The organism is Achromobacter sp. HNDS-1 (genome assembly GCF_040084795.1).
Classification (GTDB): Bacteria; Pseudomonadota; Gammaproteobacteria; order Burkholderiales; family Burkholderiaceae_B; genus Achromobacter; species Achromobacter ruhlandii.
Genome location: NZ_CP157584.1, coordinates 876,690 through 889,790, shown reverse-complemented (window position 1 = coordinate 889,790; position 13,101 = coordinate 876,690). Strand labels below are relative to the sequence as shown.

15 protein-coding genes are annotated in these 13,101 nt (G+C 70.3%); 14 read left to right on the top strand and 1 reads right to left on the bottom strand.

Annotation, left to right across the window (positions count from 1 at the left end; translation table 11 throughout):
• Positions 1-5 precede the first annotated feature (5 nt).
• The 8 genes from ABFG95_RS03925 (at position 6) to ABFG95_RS03890 (ending at position 4,511) form a co-directional block, all read left to right on the top strand.
• Positions 6-755, top strand: coding sequence for an IclR family transcriptional regulator (locus tag ABFG95_RS03925; RefSeq protein ID WP_175146339.1), 750 nt, complete (start codon positions 6-8; stop codon positions 753-755).
• 157 nt (positions 756-912) lie between these two features.
• The gene (locus ABFG95_RS03920) at positions 913-1,308 is read left to right on the top strand and encodes a GFA family protein (protein WP_348995472.1); all 396 of its coding nucleotides are present in this window, start codon (positions 913-915) and stop codon (positions 1,306-1,308) included.
• A gap of 90 nt (positions 1,309-1,398) precedes the next feature.
• On the top strand, positions 1,399-1,872 hold the full coding sequence (locus ABFG95_RS03915; RefSeq protein WP_175146340.1) for an OsmC family protein: 474 nt from the start codon (positions 1,399-1,401) through the stop codon (positions 1,870-1,872).
• 16 nt (positions 1,873-1,888) lie between these two features.
• Entirely contained in the window at positions 1,889-2,542 is a 654-nt protein-coding gene (locus tag ABFG95_RS03910) for a glutathione S-transferase N-terminal domain-containing protein (RefSeq protein WP_348995471.1), read from the top strand.
• Positions 2,543-2,616: 74 nt separating this feature from the next.
• On the top strand, positions 2,617-3,192 hold the full coding sequence (locus ABFG95_RS03905) for a GNAT family N-acetyltransferase (RefSeq protein ID WP_278990529.1): 576 nt from the start codon (positions 2,617-2,619) through the stop codon (positions 3,190-3,192).
• Between the two features lie 61 nt (positions 3,193-3,253).
• Positions 3,254-3,799, top strand: a complete 546-nt coding sequence (locus ABFG95_RS03900; RefSeq protein ID WP_175146342.1) for a cysteine hydrolase family protein — start codon at positions 3,254-3,256, stop codon at positions 3,797-3,799.
• Positions 3,800-3,805: 6 nt separating this feature from the next.
• Positions 3,806-4,030: a DUF3820 family protein gene (locus ABFG95_RS03895; protein ID WP_006385039.1), complete on the top strand. Its 225-nt coding sequence runs from the start codon at positions 3,806-3,808 to the stop codon at positions 4,028-4,030.
• A gap of 145 nt (positions 4,031-4,175) precedes the next feature.
• Positions 4,176-4,511: a hypothetical protein gene (locus ABFG95_RS03890; protein ID WP_059271545.1), complete on the top strand. Its 336-nt coding sequence runs from the start codon at positions 4,176-4,178 to the stop codon at positions 4,509-4,511.
• A gap of 82 nt (positions 4,512-4,593) precedes the next feature.
• Here the strand turns inward: ABFG95_RS03890 and ABFG95_RS03885 are convergent, their stop codons facing one another.
• Positions 4,594-5,820 carry an MFS transporter gene (locus ABFG95_RS03885; protein ID WP_059271543.1) on the bottom strand — a complete coding sequence of 409 codons (1,227 nt, stop codon included), beginning with the start codon at positions 5,818-5,820 and terminating at the stop codon, positions 4,594-4,596.
• 292 nt (positions 5,821-6,112) lie between these two features.
• Between ABFG95_RS03885 and ABFG95_RS03880 the strand changes: the two genes are divergently transcribed.
• The 6 genes from ABFG95_RS03880 (at position 6,113) to ABFG95_RS03855 (ending at position 13,052) form a co-directional block, all read left to right on the top strand.
• Positions 6,113-7,078: a GlxA family transcriptional regulator gene (locus ABFG95_RS03880; RefSeq protein ID WP_348995470.1), complete on the top strand. Its 966-nt coding sequence runs from the start codon at positions 6,113-6,115 to the stop codon at positions 7,076-7,078.
• A gap of 224 nt (positions 7,079-7,302) precedes the next feature.
• Positions 7,303-9,450, top strand: a complete 2,148-nt coding sequence (locus ABFG95_RS03875) for a TonB-dependent siderophore receptor (RefSeq protein ID WP_175146345.1) — start codon at positions 7,303-7,305, stop codon at positions 9,448-9,450.
• A 361-nt stretch (positions 9,451-9,811) separates the two neighbouring features.
• Positions 9,812-11,065, top strand: coding sequence for an Hsp70 family protein (locus ABFG95_RS03870; protein ID WP_348995469.1), 1,254 nt, complete (start codon positions 9,812-9,814; stop codon positions 11,063-11,065).
• Between the two features lie 327 nt (positions 11,066-11,392).
• Positions 11,393-11,980, top strand: a complete 588-nt coding sequence (locus tag ABFG95_RS03865; protein WP_063579925.1) for an NUDIX hydrolase — start codon at positions 11,393-11,395, stop codon at positions 11,978-11,980.
• A gap of 79 nt (positions 11,981-12,059) precedes the next feature.
• A complete protein-coding gene (locus ABFG95_RS03860; protein WP_059271531.1) occupies positions 12,060-12,395 on the top strand; it encodes a 2Fe-2S iron-sulfur cluster-binding protein in 336 nt (111 codons plus the stop codon).
• Positions 12,396-12,710: 315 nt separating this feature from the next.
• Positions 12,711-13,052, top strand: a complete 342-nt coding sequence (locus ABFG95_RS03855) for a carboxymuconolactone decarboxylase family protein (protein ID WP_348995468.1) — start codon at positions 12,711-12,713, stop codon at positions 13,050-13,052.
• The last annotated feature ends 49 nt before the right edge of the window (positions 13,053-13,101 follow it).

Here is a 13,101-nt window from a genome sequence, read left to right as displayed (position 1 = left end):
GGAACATGTTTCATATGACGAACGATGACCTGACCCCGGAATCCCCCGACACGCCGGGCGAAGAGGGCGTGGTGGCCGTGCGCCGCGCGATGCGCATCCTCGAAGCCTTTGGCGTGGAGGATCCGCATCTGTCGCTGGCGGAATTGAGCCGGCGCACCGGCTGCCATCGCTCCACCGTGCTGCGGCTGGCGCGCACCCTGGCCATGGACGACTACCTGGCGCAGCGGCCCGACGGCACCTGGCGCCTGGCACGCGCCGCCGGCTGGCTGGGCGCGTGTTACCAGGCCACCTTCAACATCGTCGAGGTGGTCCAGCCGATCCTGCGCGAGTTGTCGGCGGCGACCGGCGAAAGCGCGACGTTCTACGTGCGCGAAGGCAAGCAGCGCATCTGCATGGCGCGCGTCGAAGGCCCCAGGTCGATCCGGCACCACGTGCGCGTGGGCGCGGCCCTGCCGCTGGAGCTGGGCAGCCCCGGCCGCGTGCTGCTCGCCTTTTCCGGCGAGCCGGGCGAACCCTATGAGTCGGTGCGCCGCGCCGGTTACATGGTGTCGCTGGGGGAACGCGATCCCGAGGTCTCCAGCATCTCCGCGCCGGTCTATGGCATCAATTGGACGCTGCAGGGGGCGGTGTGCATCTCGGGGCCGATTTCGCGCCTGGGCGAAAGCGTGCTGCATGAGTTGAAGGAGCCGATCCTCGCCGCGGCCAGCCGCCTGTCGCGCTCGCTGATGGGCGCGCGGCAAGGGCAGGGCGCCTGACGCGGCTGCGGCGATCGGCCAGGCCTTGCGCCGTGGCCGCGCATGTCCGCCGCCGCCCGCCATCCTGGCCGTATCGGCGCGGCGCGCCAATCAGGCCCGCGCTACGCTCATCGGCCAGGCCCGCGGCATCGTGCCGCGGGCGCGAAGGAGCCTCATCATGCAAGGAAGCTGCCTGTGCGGCGCCGTGGCCTACCAGGCGGACCGCCTGGCCGGGCCCATCGTCCATTGCCACTGCGCCACCTGCCGCAAGGCGCACGCGGCCGCGTTCGCCTCGACCGCCCGGGTGGCGCGCGCGGATTTCCGCTGGACCCGTGGCGTGGACGCGCTGGGCGCCTACGAATCGTCGCCCGGCAAGATCCGCCACTTCTGCACCCGCTGCGGCGCGCACCTGATGGCGCACTGGGTGGCGCAACCGCAGGTCATCCTGCGCGTGGCGACGCTGGATGAGGATCCCGGCGCGCGGCCGCTCGCGCACATCCACACCGCGCACGACGTGCCGTGGCTCGATCATGGGCCGGGCGTTCCAGCGTATCCGGACACCATTCCGGGATAGCGCGCGCCGCCGTCCCGTTTCCGGCGCGTGGCGCATGCGCTACGCTAGCGATCTTTGCGCGCCGGCGTGGCGCGCCGCGAGGAAGCCGCAATGAAAGGCGAACACCATTACGACGTCGGCGTGACCTGGACCGGCAATACCGGCAAGGGCACCGCCAGCTACACCGCATATGCCCGCGACCACGTGATCCAGTCGCCGGGCAAGCCCGATATCACCGGCTCGGCCGACCCCGCGTTCCGCGGCGACCCGGCGCGCTGGAATCCCGAGGACCTGCTGGTGGCCTCGCTATCGGCCTGCCACAAGCTCTGGTACCTGCACCTGTGCGCCGTCGAGAACATCATCGTCACGGCCTACCGCGACGACGCCCACGGCGTCATGCGCGAAGACCCCGAGCGCGGCGGCGCTTTCGCCTCGGTCACGCTGCGGCCCGAGGTCACCCTCGCCGCGGGCGGCGATGCCGGATTGGCCGAAGCGCTGCACGCCCGCGCCCACCATTTCTGCTACATCGCCAATTCGGTGAACTTCCCGGTGCTGTGCGAGCCGCGCATCGTCGTGGCCGGCTGAGACGGGAGGGCTGGCCATGACCAAGCCGACGATCTGGGGCCGGCGCAGTTCGTTCAACGTGCAGAAAGTGCTTTGGCTGGCCGGCGAACTGGGCCTGGCCTACGAACACATTCCGGCCGGCGGCCAATTCGGCCTGCTCGATACGCCGGAATTCCTGCGCATGAACCCGCATGGCCGGGTGCCGCTGCTGCGCGAGGGCGACACGGTGGTGTGGGAGTCGCACGCGATCCTGCGTTACCTGGCCGCGCGCCATGGCGCCGAGGCCTTCTGGCCGGCCGATCCGGCGCGCCGCGCGCGCGCCGACGGCTGGATGGACTGGGCGCAGACGGCGTTGCAGCCCGCCTTCCTGTCGGGCGTGTTCTGGGGCTACTACCGCACCCCCGAGGCGCAGCGCGACCTGCCCGCCATCGCGCGCAGCCTGGCCGCCACTCATGCCTGCCTGCGCCAGCTCGACGTGGTGCTGGCCACGCAACCCTATCTGGGCGGGCAGGCCCTGACGCTGGCCGACATCCCCGCCGCCACCGCGCTCTACCGCTACTACGAGCTGGACATCGCCCGCGAGCCCCTGGCGCACGTGCGGGCCTGGTACGACCGCCTGCGCGAGCGTCCCGCCTACCGCGAGCACATCATGGTGCCGTTCAGCGAATTGAAGGGGCGGCTGGATTTCTGACAGGCGCGGGCCTGTTAAGCTGTTCCTGGCCGGCGCGAGCGCACCGGCCCATCCTTTGCCACGTAGCCCTCTTCATGTTCCTGCCTCTTTCCGACTGGCCGCGGCGCGCGCCCGAACTGGGTATCGCCGGTCTGCGCCTGCGCCCGCTGCGCGACACCGACGCGGCCGATTGGCATGCCTACCTGCGCGACGACAACGTAACCCGCCACACCAGCTGGCAACTGGACGGCCCGGACGCGCTGGCGGCGCTGATCCAGGGCTATGCCGACCCCGCCGCCAGCCATTGCCTGCGCCTGGCCATCGTCGAGACCGACGACCGCCTGATCGGCACCATCGGTTTGAACGAGATCGCGCCGGGCGCGCGCCGCGCCGAAATCGCCTATGACCTGGCGCCTTCGCACTGGCGCCGCGGCATCGCCACGCAGGCCTGCGAAGCCGTGTCCACGTGGGCCTTGCAGACGCTGGGCCTGGCGCGGGTGCAGGCCACCGTGCTGGATACCAATACGGCGTCGGCCGGCGTGCTGGAGCGTTGTCGCTTCCACCGCGAAGGGCTGCTGCATCATTACCGGCAGGTGCGCGGCGAGCCGCGCCATTTCTGGATGTACGCGCGCATCTGGCCGCCTCCGCTGGTAGGCGCCGAATGCGGCTAGGCTTGCTTTCCCACGCCGCGCGCCCGGTGGGGCCGGGCCGCCATTTCCTTTCGCGAGAACCATGACTTCCGCTTTGATTGTGATCGATGTGCAACGCGCGCTGTTCGAAACCGCGCCCGAGCCGGCCGATGCCGGCGCCGTGCTGGCGCGCATCAATGACCTGGCCGGGCGCGCCCGCGCCGCCGGCGCGCCGGTGATCTACGTGCAGCATGAAGCACCCGGCGGCAAGCTGGCGCATGGCGAGCCCGGCTGGCAGCTCGACACGCGTTTGCGTCCCGCCGATGGCGATGTGCGGGTGCGCAAGACCACGCCCGATTCCTTCCTGCGCACCGGCCTGGACGATGCCTTGTCGCGGGCGGGCGCCACGCATCTGGTGGTGTGCGGCTATGCCAGCGAGTTCTGCGTCGATACCACCGTGCGCCGCGCCGCGGCGCTGGGCTATCCGGTGACGCTGGCGGCCGACGCCCACACCACCCACGACAAGCCGCACGCGGCGGGCGCGCGGATCCGCGCGCACCACAACGCCACGCTGTCGTCGATCTCCAGCTTCGGCGTGAAGATCGCCGCCGTGCCGGCGGCCGACATTGGCTTTGGCGAAGCGAGGTAGCGGCCGATGGATCCGGAACTGCTGCAGTTGCTGGTGACGCGCACCATGCCTTTCGGCAAGTACCAGGGGCGCCTGATCGCCGACCTGCCCGGCCCATACCTGGCCTGGTTCGCGCGCAAGGGCTTTCCGCCGGGCGAACTGGGGCGCCTGCTGGCGCTGATGCACGAACTCGACCACAACGGCCTGTCGTCCCTGCTGGCGCCCTTGCGCCAGCCGCCGGCGGCGCGTTGAGCCGCGCGGGGAAACCGCAAGAAACAAATCTTGCCGGCGGCGTAGCGTCTTGGCACGCCCCGCGGCCGTGCGCGGGGCTACGATAGACCGGCGCGTTACCGGGCGGAGCACCTGGCCCGGGCGCGTTCAACAAAGAGAGGTCGTCATGAAGAAACTCCCGTTCACCGCCGTCCTGCTGGCCCTGGCCTGCCTGGGCGGCGCGGCCCAGGCGCAGAACGCGGCGCCGGTCACGCAGGAATACCAATACCCCAGCCAGCGCTCCAAGGACGGCAGCCTGTCGCCGCCGTCCACCTTGCGCATGACCGTCACGCCCGACCCGAACTCGGCGCCGGCCGTGATCCGCGACACGCCCGAGAGCCAGGCGCAATACGTGCGCTGCCGCGAGGTCTCGGACCGCGCCGCCGTCTCCAACGCCCAGATGCAGGCCGGCGTCGCCCAGTGCCTGCGTGAACTGGAACAGCGTCGCCAGCAGCAGCAGTAGGCGCCGCGCCCGCCGGGCTTGACCCGGCAGGGCTGCGTCAGGCCGGGTTCGGTCAGGCCAACCCGCTGCAGGCAGGGCCTGGTCAGGCCGGGCCGGCTGCCGTGGCGGCCCTGGCCGATCCGCGCGCCCAGTGCCAGGTCATCAGGCCGGCGGCCAGCACCACCGGCAGCATGGCGGCATTCAGCGCCTCCCAGCCAAACGCGTCCAGCGCCGGACCGGCCGCCAGCGTCGCCACCGCGGTGGCCGCGTAGCGCAGCATTTCGGCCGCGCCCTGGGCGCGGGCCCGCTCGGAGGGACGGTACGACTGCGCCAGCAGCGTGGTGCCGCCGACGAACATGAAATTCCATCCCACGCCCAGGCAGAACAGCGCCGCGTAGAACGCCGGCAGCGATGGCGAGGCCATCGCGATCAGCGCGCAGGCCACGTTCAGCAGCATGCCCGCGCCCAGCACCCTGGGCAGGCCGAAGCGCTGGATCAGCGCGCCGGCGAAGAAGGCGGGCGCATACATGCCGACCAGATGCCACTGCATGATGTTGGCACCGTCGCCGATGCTGTGGCTGCACGCCACCGCCGCCAGCGGCGCGGCCGTCATGATGAACATCATCGACACCGATCCCACCACGTTGTTGGCCAGCGCGGCGATGAACACCGGCTGGCGCGCCACCGCGCGCAGCGGGCGCGCCGGCAGTCCGCCCTGGACTTCGCCCGCGGCCACGGGCGCCTCGGTATCCCGGTAGAAGCCGAACAACAGGGCGGCGGACAACAGCGCCAGCAGCGCCACCATCAGGTAGGCGCCGGCAAACGTCACCGGCGCGAACAGGTCGCGGCTCCAGGCCGCCAGCGCCGGTCCGGCGATCGCGGCGATGACGCCGCCGGTCATCACCACCGAGATCGCGCGGCTCTTGGCGGCCGGCTCCACCGCGTCCGCCGCCGCCAGCCGGTAGTACTGCGCGAACGCCTGGAACACGCCGACCAGCGCGGTGCCCGCGCAGAACGCCCAGAAATCGGCATGGAACACCGCCCACACCGAGATGCCGCCGCCCGCCGCGCCAGCCAGGGCGCCCAGCGCGAAACCGTTGCGGCGGCCGATGCGCTGCATCAGCAGCGAAGCGAACCAGGTGACCACGGCGCCGGCGACGGTGATCAGCGCGAACGGCAGCGTGGACAGCGCCTTGTCCGGCGCCAGCATGTGGCCGGTCAGCGCGGTCAGGGTCAGGTCGATGGAGATGGCCGCGATGAACAGGCCCTGGCACACGGCCAGGATGCGGGCGTTGCGGCGGCCCGTGGCGGGCGAGGGCGAGGAGGGCATGGGAAGAAAAAGAGAGCGGGGTTTGACAGACCCCACTGTATCGACGCAGACTTTGGCGTGAATGACATAATTCCCTCAAAAAACGCCAATCCCGAACGCCAATCCCGAACGCCAATCCCGAACGCCAATCCCGAACGCCAATCCTGAACGCCAGCCCCGAACGCCAATCTCGAACGCCAACCCCGAACGCTAGCCCCGAACGCTAGCCCCAACGCCGGCCCCAACGCCGGCCCCACCCCACCCCAGCCCAGCCCAACCCCACCCCAGCCCCAACCCTGAACTCCCATCCGCCATGACCCACCACGTCGCCTTCCTGCTGGTGCCCGATTTTCAGTTGCTGGACATGTCCGGCCCGGCCGCGGTGTTCCAGACCGCCGGCCGTTTCGCGCAGACCGCCGCCGGCCCCGCGTATGCGGTGCACGTCGTCTCCGAACACGGCGGCCAGGTGCGCAGCTCCTGTGGCATCGGCGTACAGACGATGTCCTGGCACGGCACGCCCGCCGATACCCTGGTGGTGCCTGGCGGGGAGGGCGCGCGCGCCGCCGCCGTCACGCCCGCCCTGCGCGCCCGCCTGCTGGCGCAGCGCCAGGCGGGCCGGCGCCTGGCCAGTGTCTGCACCGGCGCCCTGGTGCTGGCGGGCGCGGGCCTGCTCGACGGCCGCCGCGCCACCACCCATTGGCGCCATGCCGCAATGCTGGCGCGCGAGCATCCGGGCGTGCGGGTCGAGCCTGACCGCATCCATGTCCGCGATGGCGATACCTGGACCTCGGCCGGCATCACCGCCGGCATCGACCTGGCGCTGGCGATGGTGGAGGCCGACCTGGGCGCCGAACTGGCGGCCGCCACCGCGCGCGAAATGGTGGTGTATCACCGCCGCTCGGGCGGCCAGTCGCAGTTCTCGGCCTTGCAGGACCTGGCGCCCGACAGCGAGCGCATGCGCGCGGTGCTCGAACATATCCGCGCCAATCTGGGCGCGGCCCTGACGGTGGAGCATCTGGCCGAGGTGGCCTGCGTCAGTCCGCGCCAGTTCCTGCGCAGCTTCAAGGCCGATACCGGCGAAACCCCCGCCAAGGCGGTCGAGCGCATCCGCGCCGAGGCGGCGCGGGCCTGCATCGAGGCCGGCGACGACAGCATCGACAGCGTGGCGCGGCGCGTCGGTTTTATGGACAGCGAACGGATGCGGCGCGCCTTCCTGCGGGTCTACGGCCAGCCGCCCCAGGCGCTGCGCCGCGCCGCGCGCCGCGCCGCGTTGGCATGAGCGGGGCGAAAACGGTAATAACCGCCGCCCCCGCTCAGTAAAAAGCGTCGGACCGTGCCCCCGGGCTGAAGCGGGGGCGGGCGCTTGAAGGCGAGCCGCGCTATGGCGCGCCGGCCGCGCTTCTGTGTTTTCCATGGCAAGAGTCTTACAAACGCCTGCGCGTTGCGGTTTCTCCTCGAAATTGTATGAGAATAATTCTCAGTATTAACGAAGGAGAAGTACCCATGCGTTCTAGGTTCGGGAACAAGGCGCGGCGCGCGCGGTTGGCGCGTCAATGGCCGCTCTGGCTGGCGGTGGCGACGGGGCCGGCGCTGGCCGAAGGCACCCAGGAGGCCAAGGGCGCCGCCACCTTGCCCGCGGTCACCGTCAGCGGCGAGCGCGAAGCCGGCGCCACGCAACAGCCCACGCTGGGCAAGCTGCCCTTGAGCGTGCGCGAGACGCCCCAATCGATCTCCGTGATCGGCCAGGAACAGATCCGCCAGCAGAACCTGCACACCCTGGACGACGTCATGCGGCACGCCACCGGCATCACGGTGCAGCCGCACCATCACCTCACCACGGCCTACTTCGCGCGCGGCTTCCAGATCGAATCCTTCGAGCAGGACGGCGTGCCGGCCATGATGGGCAACCGCGCCGCCGCGCCGGAAGACATGGCCATCTACGAGCGCGTCGAAATCCTGCGCGGCGCCAACGGCCTGTTGCACGGCGCCGGCAATCCCTCGGCCACCGTCAACCTGGTGCGCAAGCGCGGGCAGCGGCAATTCGCCTTCGGCGGAGAACTCAGCGCCGGCAGTTGGGACAACTATCGCGCCGAAGTCGACCTGGGCGGGCCGCTGAACGACAGCGGCCGCGTGCGCGGCCGCGTCGTCGGGGTCATGGCCGACCGCGGCTTCTTCTATGAAAGCGCGAACGAGAAGACCGGCCTGTTCTACGGCACTGCCGAGGTCGATCTGGGCCCGGACACCGTGCTGTCGGCGGGCCTGCTGCACAGCCGCGTGCGCTCGCATCCGCCGCCCAGCATGGGCGGACTGCCGCGCTACAAGGACGGCGCGCCGATCGGGCTGCGGCGCTCGGTCAACCTGGAGTCCGCCGGCAGCCGTTCCGACTGGAACACGACGCGCGTGTTCGCGGACCTGGACCACCGCTTCGGCCAGGGCTGGCGCGCGCGGCTCAGTGTCGACCATCTCCGCTCCAATTCCGAGATGAAGTACCTCACCGTCAACGGCGGGATCGACCGCGCGACGGGCCTGGGCGCCAAGCTGTCGGGAGGAGGCATCAAGTACGACAACAGCCAGACCAGCGTCGACGCCTACGTCAGCGGTCCGGTCGAACTGTTCGGGCGGCGCCACGAGCTGCTGTTCGGCGCCAATTCACTGCGGACTTCGTACGAGAACCTGAATGCCGATGTCACCAGCCCTCAGTTGAACATGCCGATGGACGTGTTCCACTGGCATCCGCGCGATGTGCCCGACTACGACATCGGCCCCTACAAGTTCGCGAGCATCAATCGCGACCGGGAGCAGGGCGTGTACGGCATGGGCCGCTTCTCGCTGGCCGATCCGCTGACGCTGGTGCTGGGCGCGCGCATGGACTGGAGCCGGCTGCAAGCGCCCAAAGCGAGCCAGCGCACCAACGCCAGATTCACGCCCTATGGCGGCCTGATCGTCGACCTGGACCGGCAGTGGTCGCTGTATGGCAGTTACGCGCAGGTATTCATGCCGCAAATCGACCAGCTCGATCGCGACGGCCAGCCGCTCGATCCGGTCACGGGCACCAACACCGAGGCCGGCGTCAAGGGCGAACTGATGGACGGCGCGCTCAACGTGTCCCTGGCGCTGTTCCAGATCCAGCAAAAGAACCGCGCCCAGGCCGACCCGTCGGTGGTGTGCGCGGGCCGACGCTGCCCCTCGGTCGCCGGGGGCGAGGTCCGCAGCCGCGGCTTCGAGGCCGAGGCCGCCGGCGCCATCACGCCCTACTGGACGGTGGCGGCGGGCTACACCTTCAACACCACCAAGTACCTGGTGGACACGCGCGCCAGCGGCCAACCCTATGCCAGCTTCACGCCCAGGCACCTCTTCCGCCTGTGGACCGAGTACGCCCTGCCGGCGCTGGAGCGGCGCCTGAGCGTGGGCGGGGGCGTGCAGGTGCAATCGGGCTTCTACAACGTGGCCAAGACCATCACGCTGCGCCAGGGCGGCTACGCGCTGGCCGACATGCGCGTGGCCTACCGCGTCGACAAGCACGTCACGGTGGCGCTCAACGCCAACAACCTGTTCGACCGCGTCTACTACCAGCGCCTGAACGATGCCAGCTGGACCAACTACTACGGCGAGCCGCGCAATTTCATGCTGACGGTGCGTGCCGAGTATTGACCGTCGTCATCGGATGAGGCGGCCAGGGCGAGGCCCGTCACGCGGGGCTTGAGCGATCCCCGGCCGTCCAGCCAGCAAAAACTCCCGCGATCGCCATCGAGACCTCGGCGGTTGGCAGGGGCGAGCCGTGCCCTCGGCCAGTCTGGAGCCGGCCCGGGGCTCGGGATCCTGGCTCCGTCACTCTCCTCACCGGGGTGGCCGCCCGGGCGGGCTATGCCGCCGGTTTCGGCGGCGGGCTGCTGGCGGTCGTTGCCACCCTGGCATTCGTGGCGTTGGCGCTGCGCCGCCGAGGGTGACATGGCGTTTCGGGCGGTTGCGGCTACACTTGTGCGCCGTTTTGCTTTCAAGCCCCCGAATTTCCATGATTTCCACCGCATGCGGCGTCGACTTCGGCACCTCCAACTCCACCGTCGGCTGGAGCCGCCCCGACCAGCGCGCGCTCCTGGCCCTCGAAGACGGCAAGACCACCTTGCCCTCGGCCATCTTCTTCCACGATGAAGACGCCGAGGTCAGTTACGGCCGCGCGGCCATCTCCGACTACCTGGCGGGCTACGACGGGCGCCTGATGCGCTCGATGAAAAGCCTGCTGGGCAGCTCGCTGATCGACGGCTCCACCGAGGTGCAGGGCCGCTCGATCCCGTTCCGCGTGCTGCTGACGCGCTTCATCGCCGAACTCAAGCGCCGCGCCGAGACCGCCGCCGGCCGCGACTTCACCCGCGCCGTGCTGGGCCGGCCGGTGTTCTTCGTCGACGACAACCCCGCCGCCGACCAGACCGCCCAGGACACGCTGGGCGAGATCGCGCGCAGCGTCGGCTTCACCGACATCGAATTCCAGTTCGAGCCGCTGGCGGCGGCCTTCGACTACGAGTCGCAGATCGACCGCGAGGAACTGGTGCTGGTCATCGACATCGGCGGCGGCACCTCCGACTTCTCGCTGATCCGCCTGGGCCCGGGCCGCGCCGCCAAGCTGGATCGCCGCGACGACATCCTGGCCTACGGCGGCGTGCACATTGGCGGGGTGGACTTCGACAAGCAGCTCAGCCTGGCGCACGTCATGCCGCTGCTGGGGCTGGGCAGCCAGTTGCGCAGCGGCAAGGACGTGCCGTCCACGCAATACGGCAACCTGGCCTGCTGGCACACCATCAACCAGGCCTACACCCGCAAGGCGGCCGAACACTTCGCCTACATCCGCGCCGAAGCCGGCGACCGCGACAAGATCGACCTGTTGCTGAACCTGGTCAAGCAGCGCGCCGGCCACTGGGTGGCGGTGCAGGTGGAAGAGGCCAAGATCGCGCTGTCGGAAGGCCCGGCCGCGCGCATCGACCTGTCGCGCATCGCGCCCGAGCTGGGCGTGGACGTGACGCGGCCGTCGTTCGACGTTAGCGTGGCGCGGCTGATTGAGAAGATCGAGCAGACCGTCGGCGTCCTGCTGCGCGACGCGGGCGTCGCCCCCGCCGACGTGGACACGGTGTTCTTCACCGGCGGTTCCAGCCGCGTGCCGCGCCTGCGCGATTGCGTCTCGGCGCTGGTGCCGCAGGCGCGCAGCGTCGAAGGCGACCTGTTCGGCAGCATCGGCGCCGGCCTGGCGCTGGACGCCCGTCGCAAGTTCGATTGATACACGGGGCGGCGAGCCTGCCGCCCCGAGGTCCTCGGCGCTTGGGCCTGCGCGCCGCGCCCTGTCATATTGCCGGCATCGCCGGCCCCCTCGGCCAGCGCGTCGATCGCGATGCGCGTCTTTGAAGGCTGGTCGCGCGCCCGCGATGGCCGCATCGGCGATGGCCCGCAGGTCGTCGATGCGCAGGCGCGGGGGGGGCATGATGCCCGTCATTCCCATCACGCCCATCAGGTCCATGACGCGGCCATGACGGGCGCGGTGGTAAGCTGCAAGCTCTTCGCGCCGGCCGCCTTGCGTGCCGGCGCTCGCACCTTCCCACGCCGCGCCATGACCGACAAGTCCGATTCCCATCTGTTCGAAGAACGCGTCTCCACCGAGGCCGCCTACGATGGCCGCTTCCTCAAGATCCGCAACGACACCGTGCGGCTGCCCAACGGCAACACCTCCACGCGCGAGTACGTCGTGCACCCGGGCGCGGTGGTGGTGATCCCGTTGCTCGACGACGGCCGCGTGCTGCTCGAGCGCCAGTTCCGCTATCCGATCGGCCGCGTCATGACCGAATTCCCCGCCGGCAAGCTCGATCCGGGTGAAGACCCGCTGGCCTGCGGCAAGCGAGAACTGCTCGAAGAAACCGGCTACACCGCCAGCCAGTGGGCCCGCGCCGGCGCGCTGCACCTGGCCATCGCCTATTCCACCGAGATCATCCACATCTACTTTGCGCGCGGCCTGCGCGCCGGCCCCCGGCAGCTGGACCAGGACGAATTCCTCGACGTCTTCAGCGCCCGGCCCGAAGACCTGTACGCGGCCTGCGCCCAGGGCGAAGTCACCGACGCCAAGACCCTGACCTGCACGCTGTGGCTGCAGAACGTGCTGTCCGGCGCCTGGCAGCTGGACTGGCAGGACCAGCCCGCCTGAGCGGACAGCGGCCTTCCCGGGCCCGCCCTGAAGGCCGGCCCGCGCCGGCGCCCTCACTAGACGAACGATCCCGCCGACCATGCCCGTCTTTCCTGTCCTGGTGCAACCGTCCGGACTGCGTTTCGAGGCCGACGCCGATTCGACCCTGCTGGCGGCCGCGCAGGCCGCCGGCATCAAGCTGCCCAGTTCCTGCCGCAACGGCACCTGTCGCGCCTGCATGTGCCTGATGCTGGAAGGCGAGATCGCCTACCGCATCGAATGGCCGGGCCTGTCGCGCGACGAGAAGGAAGAAGGCTGGATTCTGCCCTGCGTGGCCCAGGCCCGCTCACCGCTGGAAATCCAGTCGTTGCAAGCCGCGCCGCTAGAACCGGCGCCGCCGGCGCCACCGCGGCCGCTGACGGGCGCGCGGCGCTAGGCCGTGGTCCGTCCTCCGCTCGCTGCCCGCTTTCCGCTTCCCGCTTCCCGCTTCCCGTTTCCCGCTTTCCGCTTTCCGCTTTCCGCTTTCCGCTTCCCGATTCCCGCTTCCCGCTTCCCGCCGCCCGCCGCCCGCCGCCCGCCGCCAGCCGCCAGCCGCCAGCCGCCCGGCACAGCACGGCAACCGTCGGAGTCGCGGTTGATACGAATCAGCATATAAGCGCGATTTTTCGGCTAAATCATCGCTGCCCGGCCGCGCATACTGCCTCCATGGCGTCAGGCATTCAGCCACGCCGCTTTTTTCAAGGAGCAGGACATGCTGGATTGGGTGAATTACCAAAAGGAACTGATGGGCCGCATCGGTGAACTGGGCGCGCTGACGCCCGACACGCTCAAGGGCTACCAGGCGCTGTCGGCCGCCGGCGCCAGGACCGCGCACCTGGATGCCAAGACGCGCGAATTGATCGCGCTGGCGGTGGCGGTCACGACCCGCTGCGACGGCTGCATCACGGTGCATTCGGCGCAGGCGCTCAAGCACGGCGCCACCCGCGAGGAAATCGGCGAGGCGCTGGGCGTGGCGGTGGCTTTGAACGCCGGCGCCGCGATGGTGTATTCGGCCCGCGTGCTGGACGCCGTCAGCGCGCACCGGCCGGGCTGACGGCCCGCGCAGCATCGCCCGGTCGCACGCCGCCGGCGCGCGCCGGTGG